This is a genomic window from Shewanella polaris (assembly GCF_006385555.1).
Taxonomy (GTDB): domain Bacteria; phylum Pseudomonadota; class Gammaproteobacteria; order Enterobacterales; family Shewanellaceae; genus Shewanella; species Shewanella polaris.
The window spans coordinates 3249209-3266310 of record NZ_CP041036.1; the positions used below are offsets into that span (position 1 = coordinate 3249209).

The 17102-nt window shown below is 40.0% G+C and carries 14 protein-coding genes; 1 reads left to right on the forward strand and 13 read right to left on the reverse strand.

Annotated elements, in window-relative coordinates; translation table 11 throughout:
- Positions 1 to 72: 72 nt before the first annotated feature.
- The 13 genes from FH971_RS14120 to FH971_RS14180 all read right to left on the reverse strand — a co-directional run bounded on the left by FH971_RS14120 (position 73) and on the right by FH971_RS14180 (position 15001).
- Entirely contained in the window at positions 73 to 786 is a 714-nt protein-coding gene (locus FH971_RS14120) for a copper resistance protein B (protein ID WP_140234744.1), read from the reverse strand.
- 11 nt (positions 787 to 797) lie between these two features.
- Positions 798 to 2801: a copper resistance system multicopper oxidase gene (locus FH971_RS14125; protein WP_140234745.1), complete on the reverse strand. Its 2004-nt coding sequence runs from the start codon at positions 2799 to 2801 to the stop codon at positions 798 to 800.
- Positions 2798 to 3313, reverse strand: a complete 516-nt coding sequence (locus FH971_RS14130; RefSeq protein WP_140234746.1) for a DUF411 domain-containing protein — start codon at positions 3311 to 3313, stop codon at positions 2798 to 2800. Before FH971_RS14130 ends, FH971_RS14125 begins: the two co-directional genes overlap by 4 nt.
- A gap of 137 nt (positions 3314 to 3450) precedes the next feature.
- Positions 3451 to 3819: a hypothetical protein gene (locus FH971_RS14135; protein WP_240778320.1), complete on the reverse strand. Its 369-nt coding sequence runs from the start codon at positions 3817 to 3819 to the stop codon at positions 3451 to 3453.
- Positions 3820 to 4006: 187 nt separating this feature from the next.
- Positions 4007 to 7138: an efflux RND transporter permease subunit gene (locus FH971_RS14140; RefSeq protein ID WP_140234748.1), complete on the reverse strand. Its 3132-nt coding sequence runs from the start codon at positions 7136 to 7138 to the stop codon at positions 4007 to 4009.
- Positions 7139 to 7140: 2 nt separating this feature from the next.
- Positions 7141 to 8679 (reverse strand): efflux RND transporter periplasmic adaptor subunit, encoded by a 1539-nt coding sequence (locus FH971_RS14145; RefSeq protein WP_140234749.1) that lies wholly within the window; start codon positions 8677 to 8679, stop codon positions 7141 to 7143.
- On the reverse strand, positions 8676 to 10109 hold the full coding sequence (locus FH971_RS14150; protein ID WP_140234750.1) for a TolC family protein: 1434 nt from the start codon (positions 10107 to 10109) through the stop codon (positions 8676 to 8678). The genes FH971_RS14145 and FH971_RS14150 overlap by 4 nt, the downstream gene beginning before the upstream one ends.
- 123 nt (positions 10110 to 10232) lie before the next feature.
- Positions 10233 to 10619: a hypothetical protein gene (locus FH971_RS14155; RefSeq protein WP_140234751.1), complete on the reverse strand. Its 387-nt coding sequence runs from the start codon at positions 10617 to 10619 to the stop codon at positions 10233 to 10235.
- A gap of 170 nt (positions 10620 to 10789) precedes the next feature.
- Positions 10790 to 11155, reverse strand: coding sequence for a cation transporter (locus tag FH971_RS14160; RefSeq protein WP_140234752.1), 366 nt, complete (start codon positions 11153 to 11155; stop codon positions 10790 to 10792).
- Positions 11156 to 11366: 211 nt separating this feature from the next.
- Positions 11367 to 11717: a cupredoxin domain-containing protein gene (locus FH971_RS14165; protein ID WP_037425971.1), complete on the reverse strand. Its 351-nt coding sequence runs from the start codon at positions 11715 to 11717 to the stop codon at positions 11367 to 11369.
- Positions 11718 to 11727: 10 nt separating this feature from the next.
- Complete coding sequence (locus FH971_RS14170; protein ID WP_140234753.1) at positions 11728 to 13974, reverse strand: heavy metal translocating P-type ATPase; 2247 nt, start codon at positions 13972 to 13974, stop codon at positions 11728 to 11730.
- Complete coding sequence (locus FH971_RS14175) at positions 13974 to 14444, reverse strand: MerR family transcriptional regulator (protein WP_140234754.1); 471 nt, start codon at positions 14442 to 14444, stop codon at positions 13974 to 13976. Before FH971_RS14175 ends, FH971_RS14170 begins: the two co-directional genes overlap by 1 nt.
- 122 nt (positions 14445 to 14566) lie before the next feature.
- Positions 14567 to 15001 carry a DUF2057 family protein gene (locus tag FH971_RS14180; RefSeq protein ID WP_140234755.1) on the reverse strand — a complete coding sequence of 145 codons (435 nt, stop codon included), beginning with the start codon at positions 14999 to 15001 and terminating at the stop codon, positions 14567 to 14569.
- Between the two features lie 1070 nt (positions 15002 to 16071).
- Here FH971_RS14180 and FH971_RS14190 point away from each other — a divergent pair.
- Positions 16072 to 17067, forward strand: a complete 996-nt coding sequence (locus tag FH971_RS14190) for a DUF4382 domain-containing protein (protein WP_140234757.1) — start codon at positions 16072 to 16074, stop codon at positions 17065 to 17067.
- Positions 17068 to 17102: the final 35 nt, after the last annotated feature.

Sequence of the window (17102 nt, forward strand, 5' to 3'; positions counted from 1 at the left end):
AATATCGGCTTAGCTAACATCTTAGCGCCAAGCCTTCGAACTGAGTGTAAGAACTAGTTTTAGAATTAGGTTTTAGAACCACGCTCTAAAACCAATGACAAACTGGGTTTCTTGTGTATCTTCCCCTTCACTTCGGGCGTAATCGGCGGTATTACCGAGCTTCTGACGCCAATCCACACCGATATAGGGTGCGAACTCTCGAACAATCTCGTATCTCAATCGCAGCCCTGCACTGACGTCAGATAAGCCTGAGCCTATTCCAAGTTCTGCATCGTCTTTACCAAATAAATTAACTTCTACTTCAGGTGTGAGTATCAATTTTTGAGTGATTAACAGTTCATATTCTGCACTCAAACGCATAGCCGTACGGCTTTGTTCACCTATGAATAAAGCCGCGTCAATATCAAAGAAATATGGCGCTAACCCTTGAACCCCAATCACAGCCCAATTACGGTTCGGCGTCGGTTTGATATGGGTTTTAATACCGAATTGTACATCCCAGTATGGTGCGATGGCCGTACTGTAAAGAGCCTGAATTTCAAGGTCTTGCTTATCACTATTTGAATATTCACCTTCTGTTTTAAGCCACAACTTATTCAAATCGTAACCTAACCAGGCTTGTGCACTAAACTGGGTAGGATCTTGCGGATCCACGCCTTTTTCAAATTGATCCAGCATGACTTTTGTTAATAATGGATCATCATTACCGCCGGCAAACACAGCTGAACTGGTCAATGTGGCGCTCAGACTCAACAGTCCCAAGGCCATTAAATTCGTTTTATTCATCTGTGTTCCCCTTATTTCACCACTACTTTTCTGAACATGCCTGGCATGTGGAATAACAAGTGGCAATGATATGCCCATTGCCCTTTGGCATCGGCGGTGACTAAGTAACTGATCTTAGAGCCCGGCTGAACTAATACCGTGTGCTTACGCGGAATAAAATCAGGGTCGCCTGTCTCTAACTCACTCCACATACCATGCAAATGCATAGGGTGAGTCATCATCGTGTCGTTCACTAAGGTGATCCGCAGTCTTTCTCCGTATTCAAACTCTAATGGCGCGGCGTCCATAAATTTCACCCCATTTACAGACCACATGTATCGGTTCATATTGCCGGTTAAATGCAGTTGAATTTCGCGGCTAGGTTGGCGCGTGTCGTAGGTAGGATGTAAGCCTTTAATATCGCCATAAGTTAATACTTTGCGATTAAATTGTTGTTGATGGTCACGCAGTCCTATCCCGGGATCGTGTAAACCACTTTTTGGGGCATCGGCACGCATATCCACTTGTGGGCCGAACTCGGTGTTAATGTGTTTAATTTCATTGTTACTGCCAAAGCCTGCAAGCCCTAGTCCTGAGACTGTCGCTTTCGCAGCGTCCATAGCCATTTTGCTGTGATCCATGCCTGACATATCACCGCCACCCATAGCCATCTTGCTGTGGTCCATGCCTGACATCTCACCGCCGTCCATAACCATCTTGCTGTGGTCCATGCTAGGCATATCACCGCCGTCCATAGCCATCTTGCTGTGGTCCATGCCTGACATATCACCGCCGCCCATAGCCATCTTGCTATGATCCATGCCTGACATATCACCGCCACCCATGTCCATTTTGCTATGATCCATACCACTCATATCCATGCCCATATCACTGTGGCCAAGGACTGGCCTTGGATCCATTGGGGGAATAGGAGCATGTAAACTGGCATCTGAGGTAAGGTTACCTACCGTAAAGCCGGTGCGGTCGATACTCTGAGCAAAAATACAATAGGCATTATCAACCTCTGGCTCAATAACCACATCATAGGTTTCAGCAACACCTATTCGAAATTCATCCACAGAAACCGGTTGAATGTTCTGACCATCACTGGCGACAACACTCATTTTGAGACCCGGTATACGCACATCAAATATGGTCATCGCAGAACTATTTATAAAGCGTAAGCGCACCTTCTCACCTTGTTCAAACAACCCTTGCCAGCCCTGTTGCGGAGGATTGCCATTCATTAAATAGGTGTAAGTTGAACCCGTAACATCAGATATGTCTCTGTCACTCATGCGTGCGTTATTCCACAGCGAACGAGCGTTCCACGTATTGGCTAAGCCATTTTTATTCACGTCAGAGAAAAAATCCATTACCGTACGCTCACGGTAATTATAGTAATCGGCTTGTTTCTTTAATTTGGCATAAATGTTTTCAGGGGCTTCGTCAGACCAATCAGACAGCATGATCACATAGTCACGGTCATATATGACCGGATCGGGGGTCGCAGGATCAATCACAATAGCACCGAATAAACCGGTTTGTTCTTGATAGCCTGAATGACTGTGATACCAATATGTGCCACTTTGCTGGACGGTAAATTGATACTCAAATGTTTCACCGGGTTTAATGCCATCAAAGCTAAAGCCAGGCACACCGTCCATTTCGGTGGGTAAAATAATACCGTGCCAGTGAATAGAGCTATCATGGTCGAGATTATTTTTTACTCTTAAGGTGACTGTTTCACCTTCTTTCCAACGTAATAACGGCGCGGGCAGTAATTGGTTGACCACAGTGGCCCGAGCAGATTTTCCGGTAAAATTAACCATTTTATAGTCAATTGATAAGTCGAACACTTTGCCAGAAAGCTGGCTCAACGATTGGCTTAACACATTGGCAATGGCATTTTTAGGGAAAGGGATCGACATCAATGCCAACATGGCGGATGCACCAAACACAAACTGGCGTCGGCTGTTGTTCAGTTCACTGTTTGTCGTTTGTATCATGGGTTTTATCATGTATTGCGATTTCATTGCACAGACTCCTCAAGCGAGTTCACTTGGGCGTAAACCTGGCTACTGCCATCTTTTTTCAACAGTAATACTTGATATGGCATAAATTTATCTTGGTACTCCATACCAGGGCTGCCCACAGGCATAGCGGGTACGGTTAGGCCGATAGCATCTTTAGGGGGGGAGGATAAAAAACGACTAATGAATTTTGCAGGGATATGCCCTTCAAACACATAACCTTGAGATGACACTGCGGTATGGCAAGATTGCATTGAAGCAGGAATACCCTTTGACTGTTTAAACTCATAAAGGTTGTTAATATTATGGGCATTAACACTAAATCCACGCTCACTAATATGCGTTAGCCATTTCTCACAACAGCCACAATTGGCGTCTTTATAAACAGTGAGTAATGGCTCCGTAGTGCCGGGCTCTGCTGCATGGGCAGGTAACATCACTCCCATAATTTGCAGAATAAAAATAGTACCTATGACACGAAAAAAACTAATAGAATTGCGATATAGAGCAGACATAACATTGCCTCCAAATCAAATTTCTTGACAATAAACAACGTGGTTTAATGCCAGTTTATTAACTGAAAAAGTTAAAAAATTGAAACTACATGATTGGCTAGGACAGTTAGCAAAAAAAAGGCGTAACTGTGCCTATGTTAGGCAAATATTGGAGGACGGTATAAAGATGAAAAATACTGAGGCATTAGTGCCGAGGTAAACATTGTTGCAGAATTAACTAAGCTGACTTCTGATTTAAGCGTTGGCATTGCCATCGTTAAAGCGACTGATACACATGAGCCGACAGGACAATGGCACGCTTGGGCGCAGCAACTATCATCCGCACCATCATTCATATCCATGTTCATTTGCATACTTGCGTCATGACATGCTTTACCATTTTCAGCAGGCATATTTGAAGTCGTCATTGAACTCATTGGCATAGTACCAGGCATAATCACAGACGCAAAAGTTTGACCGACAAACGTCAGTAAAACAAACATCATGATTAGGTGGATTCTATGCAAAATATATCTCCAATGATTATCAAATAATAGTAGTGAAAAATACTGAGTTTAGCAATGACAGTTTATTTAAAAAAACATAAATAAAAACCACATTCTAATATCAAAAAAATATAATTAAAATCAATTAAATATAAAAAAATAACGATGCAATATTTTTATCTGCATCGTTATCCTAATCAACTAAATACTATCGTTCCTCATGTTTCAATTGAGTACGACGCCATAAAAAGAATACAACAGGAACAATTAATAGTGTCAATATTATTGCACTGACCATTCCGCCTACCATTGGCGCAGCAATTCTACTCATCACCTCAGAACCAGTTCCAGTACCATAAAGGATCGGTAATAACCCTGCTATAATTGCTGCTGCGGTCATCATTACAGGACGAACACGCATACCTGCACCTTGAATAACTGATTGAGTCAACTTTAGTTCATCAAATTTTTCTAACTGCTGTGAACTATGATCAATCGCTTCTCTATAGGCTTGATTTAAATAGACAAGCATTATGACACCAATTTCTACAGAGACCCCTGCCAGTGCAATAAAACCAACCCCTACAGCAACTGAAAAGTTGAAACCTTGTATATACATTAACCAGATGCTACCGACCATGGCAAAAGGCAATGTACCAACAATAATTCCGACTTCAACAACATTGCGGAAATTCATGAACAATAAAATAATGATAATAAATAAAGTCAATGGTACTACGTAAGTCAGCTTCGCCTTAGCTCTTTCCATATACTCATATTGACCAGCCCACGTAATAGAGTAACCAGCGGGTAATACCAATTTATCATTCACAACTTTTTGGGCTATTTCAACATAACTACCGATATCGACATCTTCAATATCGATATAAGCCCAACCATTAAGGCGAGCATTTTCACTTTTAATGCCTGGAGGTCCATTTTCGATAACTATATCCGCTACATCCCCTAAAGAAATCCTCAAACCTTGAGGAGTGATAATAGGCAATAAAGCTAATGCTTCAGGTGAATTACGATAATCCTGAGGATAACGTAAATTAATAGGATATCGTTCTAATCCTTCAACAGTTTGTGAAATATTCATACCACCGATAGCTGTGGCCACGACCTGTTGAACATCCGCTATATTTAAACCATACCGAGCAGCATTCTCCCTCTGGATATCAACTTTAATATAACGTCCACCTGCAACCCTCTCAGCGTATACTGACGCAGTCCCTTTAACATCTTTAAGGATTTCCTCTAATTGTTTACCAATTTTCTCAATTTCCTTGAGACTAGGACCTGCAATTTTAATCCCTACAGGCGTTTTGATCCCTGTCGCCAACATGTCAATTCGGGTTTTAATTGGCATTACCCATGCGTTCGTCACGCCGGGTAACTTTACTAATGAGTCTAATTCTTGTTTCAGGCTCTCAGTAGTCAGGCCTTCTCTCCACTCACTTTTGGGCTTAAGCTGAATAAACGTTTCCACCATAGTTAGAGGTGCAGGATCCGTTGCCGAGTCTGCTCTGCCAACCTTGCCAAATACGGTTTTAACCTCGGGCACAGTGTAAATTAACTTATCCATTTGTTGCACTAACTGGCGTGCTTTACCAATAGAAATACCAGGGTAAGTTGTCGGCATATACATTAGATCACCTTCATCTAATGGAGGCATAAACTCACTACCAATTTTATTTAACGGCCACACACCAATAGCTAAAACGAAAAGAGCAAATATGAGTGTAATCTTAGGAAAAGCCAGTACTTTTTTCAAAACAGGCATATACACAGCAGTTAAGAGTCGATTGACTGGGTTTTTGTGTTCAGGTAGTACTTTCCCTCGAATAAAGTATCCCATTAGCACTGGTACTAAGGTAATAGCTAACGCTGCCGATGCAGCCATTGCGTAAGTTTTAGTAAACGCAAGCGGTGAAAACATCCTCCCCTCTTGGGCCTCGAGGGTAAATACAGGTAAAAAACTAACAGTAATAATCAGTAGACTAAAAAACAATGCAGGGCCAACTTCGCTGGCAGAGCGTGCAACGATCTGCCATCGGTTTTCAGGCGTCAATGGCGTTCGTTCCATATGTTTATGCATATTTTCAATCATGACGATGGCACCATCGACCATGGCACCAATTGCAATAGCAATACCACCTAAAGACATGATATTGGCATTTAAACCCTGCAAGTGCATGATAGTAAAAGCGCTTAGAATCCCTACAGGCAAACTAACGATCGCCACAAGCGAAGATCTTACATGCGCCAAAAAGACCATACAGACCAAAGCAACGACTAAAAATTCCTCTAACAGTTTAAAACCTAAGTTTGATACGGCTCTCTCAATCAAACCACTGCGATCGTAGACGGTCACAACTTCCACGCCCTCAGGAAGGCCTTTCTTCAATGTCTCTAATTTAGCTTTAACGCCATCAATAGTCTTTTGTGCATTTTCACCAAATCGCATCACAATAATGCCGCCGACCGTTTCGCCTTCACCATTGAGATCGACTACACCTCGGCGCATTTGCGGTCCAGTGCCTATATCCGCAACATCTTTTAGCAGTAATGGGGTGCCCTTATTGTTGACGCCTAAAGGAATATTGCCGATATCTTCCTTATTCTCAAGATACCCTGTTGTGCGAACCATATATTCTGCTTCAGCGATTTCGACAACTGAGGCACCAATCTCTTGATTACCGCGGTTAATAGCCATTTGAATAGCCGTTAAAGGTATTCCAAAGGCACGCAATTTATCAGGGTCTACCTTAATCTGATACTGTTTTACCATCCCACCTAGAGTGCTCACTTCAGACACGCCTGGGACAGTTTGTAATTCATACTTTAAAAACCAGTCCTGTAGACTGCGTAACTCACTAATATCGTGCTTACCTGTTCTATCGACGAGTGCATATAAATATACCCAGCCCACTCCTGTTGCATCTGGTCCTAATTGAGGCTTTGCATTATCAGGTAACGTTGAAACGACTTGGCTGAGATATTCCAACACACGACTACGAGCCCAATATAAATCCGTTTCCTCATCGAAGATGACATAGACATATGAATCACCAAAAAATGAGAAGCCCCTGACCGTTACTGCACCTGGCACAGACAGCATAGCGGTCGTTAATGGATAAGTGACTTGATCTTCAACCACTTGAGGGGCTTGACCTGGATAACTTGTTTTAATGATTACCTGAACGTCAGATAAATCAGGCAAAGCATCAATAGGGGTATTTTTAAGTGAAAATAAACCCGCGCCGACTAGAATGGCACTGGCAAGCAAGACAAAAAATCTGTTCGCAACAGACCAACGTATAATTGATTCAATCATGGCTATTCTCCCAACTCCATTCCTGAATGATCAGCTTGATGTGTTGTGTTAGAAACATCATCTGTGGTTTTGGGATTGTGTATATTTATCACTTTGACCGCGCCATCTGATGTTTTTTCTAATTCAATATGAAGCACAGCACCAACGGTAAATACAGAGAAATCCACACTGTCATCGACGGTAAAGTCCATGGTCATTTGTGGCCATTCCCATTTACTGACCGCTTGATGATCGACATTAATCATACGATGTGCAGCCATTAAACTATTTACTTTTGCTTCTACCCAAGCGGTATCAGAAGTGATGGCTTGGATATTTTCTTGCTCATCTTCAGGTGCCGTCATACGTTTAAGATCAGAGGTTTTATTTGATTCAGAATCCAATAAAAATTGTGCAGATGAGACGACAATATCTCCCTTATACAGCCCTGATTCAATTTGAATGCTGTCATCATCTGAACGCCCTAACGTTACCGCTACAGATTTATATTTACCTTCACCGAGGGCAAGTACAACTCGATCAGAGTTTCCTGTTCTAATAACAGCCTCCCTTGGTAACAGTAATACGTCCTCTTCACTTCGTGTTTTTATCGACACTTGTGCAAACATGTTTGGCTTTAATTTGGCATTGGAATTATCGAAACGCAATCTCACTTTTAGCGTTCTTGTTTTACTGTCTAAGGTCGGATAGACGTAATCTACTTTGCCCTGCCACAATTGACCAGGCAAATAATCTAACTTCATTTCAACAGCTTGCCCAACTTTAACCATATTACTTTGGCGTTCAAAAATCTCGGCTTCGACCCATACTTGTGATAATGAACCAATTGAAAACATTGTCATACCCGGTTTAACAAACGATCCTTCTCGTATATTCAAATTATCAATAACACCACTTTGAGGAGCATAAAATGTAATATTTTGTTTGACCGTTCTATTCTTACGTAGTGCTTTAATCTCCGAGTTTGGTATTAATAGCGCTTTCAACCGTTCTTCAGATGCTGTAATCAAACGTTGATCTTTTCGATTTAAAGCTAATAACATTTCCTCTTGTGCATTAACTAATGCTGGAGAGTAAATTGAATATATAGGTTGCCCTTTAATGACAGGATCACCAGAAGCTTTGACATAAAGTTCTTCAATCCAGCCTTCGACTCTTGGATTAGTATGAATAAGATGATCTTGATCATACTGGACATAGCCCACTGTTTTAATATTATTTTGTAGTGTTCCTAAAGTGACTTCAGTTGTGCGAACACCAAGTTTATTAATCACCGCGGGTGAAATTGTAATTGCACCCGGTCCAAAATCTGTCGAGCCAGTTGCGTCTTCGTAGACTGGTATCAAATCCATCCCCATGGGTGATTTCCCGGGTTTATCGCTACGGAAATTAGGATTCATAGGTGCGACCCAATATGAAGGTTTTGCTTTTTCACTATCTTTTGAATCGTTTTGATTCTGTGATGGATATAGAATTGTTGCACTAATACCAGTAAGGATACCGATAACTAATATGCTGATCATTTTCAAATTACTGTTCATTTTACTTCTCCATCAACATAAGATTTGCGTGAGATACTAACTGGACCCACTTTAGGGGTAAAAAAATAATTCAATTGAACTTTAACTTTCTGTAAATCAACGTTAATGGCCAAAGCATCTAATTGAGTATTTAATTGAGCAATGAGGGAACGTACAACTTCAGCGAAATCACCTTTATCATTTGTGTAGGCTGTAAGTGAAGCATCTGCTTGATCTTGCATCTGAGGTAATAATAAATCGTTATAGAGTGTCTGACGTTGTTCCAATTTTAGAAGTTGTGCTTTAGCCGTACCATATGACGCCATCATGTTACGAAGCAGCAACCATTTTTCAGTTTTAATAGATTCAGACTGATAAATGGCGGCTTGAACTTGCTTATCTTGTTTTGAAGAAGTAAATATTGGTAAATCAAAGCTCACACCAATAGATAACAAGTCATCGCGGGAATTACCCATAGGATCATTGCCTCGATAACTGTAACCAGCATTTACGCCCCATTCAGGCTTATACAATTGTTTTTTTAACTCAACACCTTTTCTACTTGATTCTATTCGCTGCTCTAAAGCCGAAAGTAATGGATGAACAGCAAACGCTTCATACAGAGTTTGTTTGTATTGCTGGCTGTTTTCCTCATCAAGATAAAAATTCGGATTCGTTAACTTAATTTGAGGAAGTATATTGGGGACGTTAAACGTAGACAATAACAGGCCATAATCTTGTTCATAACCTGTTTGATATTCATCAATAAATGCCTTACCAACCCATTCAGATAATTTTTGTTTGAACATATCCTCTTGTTGAGCCAAAACAGTCAGCTTATCTTCAAGACGGGTCACCTCTAATTGAGCGCGTATAATATCCTGCTGGTTAGAGTTAACTAAAGCAGATGAATATCCTGCTTTAACAACATCTGATAGTTGTTCAAATAAGTTCCGATTGCGCTCAATCAGTGCAATGCTCTCTTGCGCTTTATATACATCAAACCAAATTTGAGCAGTGGTGACGCTTAACTTTGCTCGTCTATCTTGTCTTAAGAACGGATATTGCTCAGCCGTTAACTCAAGTTGTTGTTGACGTAAACTTAAGCTATCCCCACGGGGAAACATTTGAGTGACACCAATTTTCATTTGAGTCATTGCTTCTTGTCCAAAATCAAAAGTGTTTATGGACAAATTAGCTAAACCAACACTGATTTTTGGATCTGGTAAGGTTCCTGCCGCTATGCTTTCAGATTTAATAGCATCTTGTTGAAATTGATTACTGACTAACCAGGGATCGTTCGACTGAGAGAGATAAACGGCTTCTTCCAGTGATAATGTCTGTACTGGTTCTGCCGCATATACCGCAGCGCTAATACCAATAAAGGACATCACTACTATTAGAATATATTGAGTGTAAATTTCACCCAATTTCTTGTAAATTAAAGACATAAAGCCTCCAAATTAGTTACCAATGCTCGAATTGAATTCGAACAAAGGTAATATCTTGTTAATTTATTTTAAAAAAGATAAATGAACAGGAAGACGATCGAAAATTGATCAAGCCTTTCCTATCTAACAAGAAAATATTGGAGGACGATATAAAGAAGAGTTATATTGCGGAGTTGTATTTTGAGTCAAACCAGATATAAAACTACTCAAACTTGAGATGGTTACTGATTGGACAATTTTCATTTCAAGAGCAATTGAAAAGCAAGTACCTATCGGACATTCACATTGATTATCACAACAATCAGGAATGTCAGCGGTAGATGTTTTAACGGCATCAACATCTGATGTTAATTGGTGATGGCAAGCGTTAGTCGCAGCGGTATTCACTGGATTTGATTTACTTAACATTGAATTCATATCAGAGGGGCATGGCAAAATCACAGACGCAAAAGCTTGACTGACAAATGTCATCAAGATAAGCATCACTGTGATAATTCTCATACGATTCAAGACAGGCTCCAATGTTATTAATTGTGTTAATTTTAACTCTACTTGCCTAAATAATCCTAGTTAACTGTAGTGTTTTTTCACTTTAAACCACTGATACTTGAGATAGATCACACTTCGAAAGCTCTAACTAAAAGATAGTCAGTATCGATAAAAATTAACATCTAATTGTCTTAACTTATCTTGGATCCTGGTGGGGGTTTGTGGCAACTATGTGGTTGATGATTTGCATTATCTTTGATGTTTTGATCCACAAATTGGTAGTAACTTTCCTTCACATGAGTCCACCAATCGTTATGAATATTAGCACCATGCTTTCTGATAACCGCTTCAATACCTTCTAAATTGATATGGCTGGCATCATAGGTTAGATAAATAGATCCCGATTTGTCATTATAAATCACTTCGTCTATGCCAAACAGTTTGTCTATCTCAGTCTTTAATGCTTCTAAATTTTGATTATCTACTCCAGTTAATCTTAGGTTTCTGACAACTAAAGTCGCTTCTTTAACGCCCGGTCTATGTTCAAAATCACTCATAATGTCTCTCTTAATCATTAACTCATCATTTTTCTGATGATTTAGGAAAAAAGTAATTAATAAAAAACGGCCAATTTTCTAACCTAGACTGTAAACAGCTTAGGTTAGAATCAAGATATTGATTGCAAAGTTAAAAATGCTCATTTTAATACTGCTATTATCTTCATCATTGATACCAAAATATTGAAAAATACGCATGGATATCTAGTGTTTACTCAACAATCAATACACCCTTATACATTTGCATCTGACAATGAAATGGATACTCACCCTTTTCCAGTGCCGGTAATGATATCGTCGTGGGCTTATCCAGCGCTAAATCCTGGCTAATCTCCAAGTCGGGTAGCAAGACTGTGGCTGAACATCCGGATTTATCTTGGCGTAAAAAGGTTATCTCTGTTGGTGTATTAGCCGAAATTTTAATTCGTGCAGGCGTATACACACCGTCTTTAACCAGTATCAATGTACTAGCGTCAACACTAGAATCCTTTGTCGGTTTATATAGCCAAAACCACCAAATGATAAAACCGATTAATGCGATACACAGTAAATTAATTAACATATTGAAGCTCCTAGTGTTCTTTGGCTTTAAACAAACGTAAACGGTTAGCGTTACTCACTACGGTAAGTGATGAAAAGGCCATCGCAGCGCCGGCAATCACTGGATTTAGCAAAATACCAAAAACAGGGAAAAGCACACCTGCTGCTAAGGGAATACCCGCGACGTTGTAAATAAACGCGCCAAACAAGTTTTGTTTAATGTTGCGCAGCGTTGCTTTACTAATGGCTATCGCATCGGCTAAGCCATGAAGTGATCCGCGCATTAAGGTAACATCAGCGCTTTCTATCGCCACATCAGTGCCTGTTCCAATAGCAAAGCCAACATCGGCTAACGCTAATGCGGGGGCGTCATTAATCCCATCGCCGGTCATACCAACCACTTCATTTTGTTGCTGAAGTTCAGCCACTTTATTGGCTTTATCTTCTGGCATGACTTCTGCGAAAAAATCATCAATACCAACTTTTTTAGCCACTGCGGCGGCGGTCGCTTTATTATCCCCGGTTAACATAATCACTTTGATGCCACTGCGTTTCAGTCTCGCAATCGCTTCGATTGAATCAGGCTTTATCGGATCTGATACCGCAATAATGGCCAGTAATTGCCCTGCAAGCGCTAAATACATTGGTGTTTTAGCATTTTCAGCTAACACTTGGGCCTTAGCTTCATTGAATCCAATATCAATATTTTTGTCTTGCATTAATTTTAGATTACCAAATAATAATATCTGGCCATCCACTTCAGCTTCTACACCTTTACCTGAAATGGCATTGAAGTGCTCAGTGTCAATGGCTTCAATACCTCTATCATTCGCACTTTCAACAATAGCTTGCGCGAGTGGATGTTCGGAGTGACTTTCAATTCCAGCAGACAAGGCAAGTACCTGCTCTTCACAGTCTGCATTAACCAAAATAATATCGGTAACTTGCGGTTTACCTTCGGTAATGGTGCCGGTTTTATCTAATATCATGGCGGTTATTTTAGACGCTGTTTGCAATGCTTCACCGTTACGAATAAGCACCCCCGATTCAGCTGCCTTACCAACGCCGACCATCACTGACATTGGCGTTGCAAGTCCTAACGCACAAGGACAAGCAATAATTAATACTGTTGTTGCAGACACGATGGCAAATACACTCGACGGCTCAGGGCCAAAGTTAAACCACACCATGGCACTGACTATAGCGATGATCATAATAGCGGGCACAAAGTAAGCGGCTATGACATCTGCTAAACGTCCAATCGGCGGCTTAGAGTTTTGCGCCCGCTTGACCATACTAATAATGCGCGCCAGTGCGGTATCTTTACCTACACGAGTGGCTTTAAATATGATTGAGCCTGATTTATTCAAGGTGCCAGTGACCACATCGTCACCTATCACTTTTTCAACAGGCATTGGCTCACCGGTCAACATTGATTCATCAATGGTGCTGTTACCTTCAAAAACCACCCCATCAACTGGGATTTTTTCGCCAGGGCGAACTTTTACGTGATCATTAAGTAATACATGAGCAATATCGATGTCGAGGTCTTTTCCATCACGGATAACCCGAGCAGTTTTAGCTTGCAAACCAATGAGACGCTTAATCGCTTCAGAGGTTTTACCGCGCGCTTTAACTTCTAGTGCTAAACCAAGATTAATTAAACCAATAATCATTGCGGTCGCTTCAAAGTAAACATGCCTTGCCATCTCGGGAAATAATTGTGGAAATGCAACTATCAACATAGAGTAAACCCAAGCAGTACCGGTACCTAAGGCAATGAGGGTATCCATATTGGCGTTATGGTTTAAAAATGATTTCCAAGCGCCGATATAAAAATGCCTACCTGATATCAGCATAATGGCCAGAGTCACCACACCGACCAGTCCCCACACAGTTTGCTCTAATAGGGTTGATACCGTCATTTCGCCAATAAACAGTCCATAAATCATCAACGGAATACCGACGGACAAAGCGATAATGGTATGGCGTAATAAACTTTTATAATGTTGTAAATCAGCCTGTTCTTTCTCGTTCATGGCATCTTCTGCCGACTCAGCCTGTATTTGAGTGGCATTATAACCAGCGCTTTCTACTGCTTTTATAATCAACTCGGCTGATGCGTTACCATTAACCAGTACCGTTCTGTCCGCAAAATTCATCTCGGCCGAATCAACACCTTCTACGCTGCTAATCGCTTTTTCAATTTTGCCAACACAACTCGCGCAGCCTGCACCGAGGATATTGAGTTGTATAGGTGATTTTTTTGTTTGATTCATTACTTAACCTCCGTTGACGCTAATATAATGTGGTCATGCTGAGTAATTGTTGGTGTTCGAGTCTCTGCCTGGTGTGTACTTTCAATCAAATGGCAAACCATATTTCCTGTAGGCAAGTTATCTGGCATAGTTGACCATTGTTCAACAGCCTGAAGAAGTCTTGCCCTTAGTTTCATCGTTTCATTAAATTGCTCTTCCGTTTCATCCAACTTTTGTTTTACTAATTCACGCACAAGGTTACATGCACTTTCACCATGATCAGTGTTAGAAAAAATCAACTTAATTTCTTCAATTGAAAAATCAAGCTTACGAGAACTTAGGATAAATTTCATACGGCTTAAATCTTTCTCGCCATAATATTTATATCCATTATCAGGTGACTTACAGGGAGAAAGTAGACCTATACGAGTATAAAATCTAACCGTGTCACTGGTTACATTGAGTTTTTTAGCTAATTGATTAACTTTCATAAAACCTCTGAATACACTAGATTTATTTTCAGAAAACAATTTGCGGACCGATAATTCGGCCACACATAGGTAATCTATTTAATAAATTAAAGGTGCACATTGAGTGCACCCTCAGAGTTATACTACTGACTCATCATTTTTCTATGTTGCTTCATGATGAGGGCCATCAATTCTTCGTGATTTACTAAAGTGACAGTTTCATTACTCATACTTGCACTATTAAGAGTTATGACTGGAGATGAAATGAAGCTCTTTGCATTTTTAGTTGATAAAATATCTTTTGTACTAACCTTAATATCCTCATCATTTGTTAAGTTTAAACTCCAGTATAATGAGTCTGATTTAACAAAGTTAGTATCATCAGCCCCCGATCTGAAGACTTCAAAAAAACGTAACTCGACTAAATGCTCTCCTTGATTAATATCAATTGTACTTGACTGTTCTGTTGGTTGCCCATCAATCGATGTAAATACTAAATAGTCAGGTAATGAGATAGTCGCTGCCATAGACATAGAACTGACAGCTGATAAAAGTGTAATTGCGATAAATTTTTTCATGAGAAACTCCAATAGCTTTTTAATGCTCAATAAGATAAATGAGCAACGGAAATCTTTATAAATTAATGTAGTTGGTTAATTAAAATAAAGAATTAAGCAATTGGAGGGGGATTTTGACTTCCAAGCGAAGCTGGAGTTGATATCCATAAAGTCGAGTTAACTTTAGAACTTGTGAATAGATTATTAACTAAATTTGAATCCGATAACAAAACAAATGCATTCGCGACTGCATGGCAATGACTAATACAATGGCTTGAATTATCAAGACAACAGTTATCGGTATCGTCACAATCGTTGTCCATCATAATTGAATGTGACATAGAGATAGATTGCATATCTGATTCTGACATTTCGTTAGACATAGCTGTATTTGGCACTAATAGCTGTACTATTAATGCCAAGATAATTGCTATATTTAACAAAATTTTAATCATGCAGTTGTATCCACTCATATTAATTAAATCGACATTAGCATATTTTTAACTTGAATTCTATTACACGAGTCACGTTCTTAGGATTATGAAAACCTTTGACTTGTTATCTATTGTGATTAACCAACATACGATTAATCTATATTTAACATAACATGTTCCTATGACTGGATAAATCTAAAAATTTCAAGTTAGGCTCTATATATTTCCATTGAAAAATTAAACGCTGTTTGAATGATTCTATTACATAAACTATGTTAGACGTTATCCCCTAATCCCATGTCTTTGAATAATGTATGTTGCCTAAAACAGTACAAAACCTAGATACGAAAAGCATTCTGCAAAAACTCACAATCAAGATTTTTGGACAATAGAACACGTTGTCTACAACAAAATAATAATAAATTTTTGTATTTGGTTAGCAATACTTAAATTGAAAATTCTTACTATTCATATGACATTTTGAATTTTTAAAACATAGATAATTCGTAGTTGAATGAAAATATTACGTTTTCCATTAATTAACATCACTGGCTTAATTTTATACATTGTTCTGAGTCACATTTATACCTAATAAATCATCCACCATACCTCTTAATGGGTATTATTAGATAAATTTCATATACTCAGGGCGGCTTTATGACGATTTGTAGAACAATGTTGTTATCCTCTATTTTTTTACTTACCGCATGCGGGAGTGATTCAGATAGTGCGGTGACGGTAGCAGAACAAGTATTACCTCAGGGACAATTCTCTTTAGCTATTTCTGATTCACCTATGACTGGAGTTTCCCATGTTGGTATGGTCATGGGGGAACTGGTCATGACTGATGCTGAGGGCGTAATCCATAGACATGATTTACAGAATATGACGTTTAATCTACTCGATTTTCAGGGGATGGATAGCCATCTTGTAGTCGATAATATCGACTTACCTCTGGGTCAGTACCATGATGCCTATGTCACCATCCAACAGGGCGATGGCAATGACGGCTGCTATGTTGAAGATGGCCAGGGTCGACACGGTTTATATGTAGCCGAGGGACAACTTCCAGTTTCAGATTTTGAAATAGTAGCTGACCAACATATTTCCATCACCATGGAAATTGACTTGTATCGTGGCCTGTCATATCAACAAGGAGAATACCATTTAGAGCATCAAGCGATGTGGTCCGTTGATAATCGCTATATGGGCCACTTGCTGGGTGAAGTAGATCCTCAATGGATAGCCGATTGCGAGACAACTTATTCAGACCGGACTCCGATCGGAGGACAATTTAGTCACATGGCCTATTTGTATCCTGAAGAGATAACTAATATTGATCAAATGACGGATATGAGAACCAATCCTCCTGAGGGTGTAACGCTACCAACTGCGGTAAGTCCTATGATGCAGGATATTGACGGTAACTGGCACTTTGCCATGGGTTATTTGCCAGCTGGAAATTATCGGGTCGGCTACAGTTGTTTAGGTCATTTAGATGACCCTGTCACCGATGATATGACTAGTGGTCAATTTGTTATGTTCAAAGATTCTGGTTTAGTTACCATAGAAGCAGGAACACAGGGTGGCCAGCAAACAGTACATGAGTGCGGTAACGGCAATGGTGGTCATCACGGACACCACGGCGGCTAGCTAAATGAGTCAGGCTCCCATTCATTTGGGAGCCT

Excerpts from the sequence above, each read along its gene's own strand:
- FH971_RS14190 (WP_140234757.1), top strand. The coding sequence starts at position 16,072 with ATGACGATTTGTAGAACAATGTTGTTATCCTCTATTTTTTTACTTACC.
- FH971_RS14160 (WP_140234752.1), bottom strand. The coding sequence starts at position 11,155 with ATGAGTGATTTTGAACATAGACCGGGCGTTAAAGAAGCGACTTTAGTT.
- FH971_RS14180 (WP_140234755.1), bottom strand. The coding sequence starts at position 15,001 with ATGAAAAAATTTATCGCAATTACACTTTTATCAGCTGTCAGTTCTATG.
- FH971_RS14170 (WP_140234753.1), bottom strand. The coding sequence starts at position 13,974 with ATGAATCAAACAAAAAAATCACCTATACAACTCAATATCCTCGGTGCA.
- FH971_RS14125 (WP_140234745.1), bottom strand. The coding sequence starts at position 2,801 with ATGAAATCGCAATACATGATAAAACCCATGATACAAACGACAAACAGT.
- FH971_RS14140 (WP_140234748.1), bottom strand. The coding sequence starts at position 7,138 with ATGATTGAATCAATTATACGTTGGTCTGTTGCGAACAGATTTTTTGTC.
- FH971_RS14150 (WP_140234750.1), bottom strand. The coding sequence starts at position 10,109 with ATGTCTTTAATTTACAAGAAATTGGGTGAAATTTACACTCAATATATT.
- FH971_RS14130 (WP_140234746.1), bottom strand. The coding sequence starts at position 3,313 with ATGTCTGCTCTATATCGCAATTCTATTAGTTTTTTTCGTGTCATAGGT.
- FH971_RS14145 (WP_140234749.1), bottom strand. The coding sequence starts at position 8,679 with ATGAACAGTAATTTGAAAATGATCAGCATATTAGTTATCGGTATCCTT.
- FH971_RS14120 (WP_140234744.1), bottom strand. The coding sequence starts at position 786 with ATGAATAAAACGAATTTAATGGCCTTGGGACTGTTGAGTCTGAGCGCC.
- FH971_RS14165 (WP_037425971.1), bottom strand. The coding sequence starts at position 11,717 with ATGTTAATTAATTTACTGTGTATCGCATTAATCGGTTTTATCATTTGG.
- FH971_RS14175 (WP_140234754.1), bottom strand. The coding sequence starts at position 14,444 with ATGAAAGTTAATCAATTAGCTAAAAAACTCAATGTAACCAGTGACACG.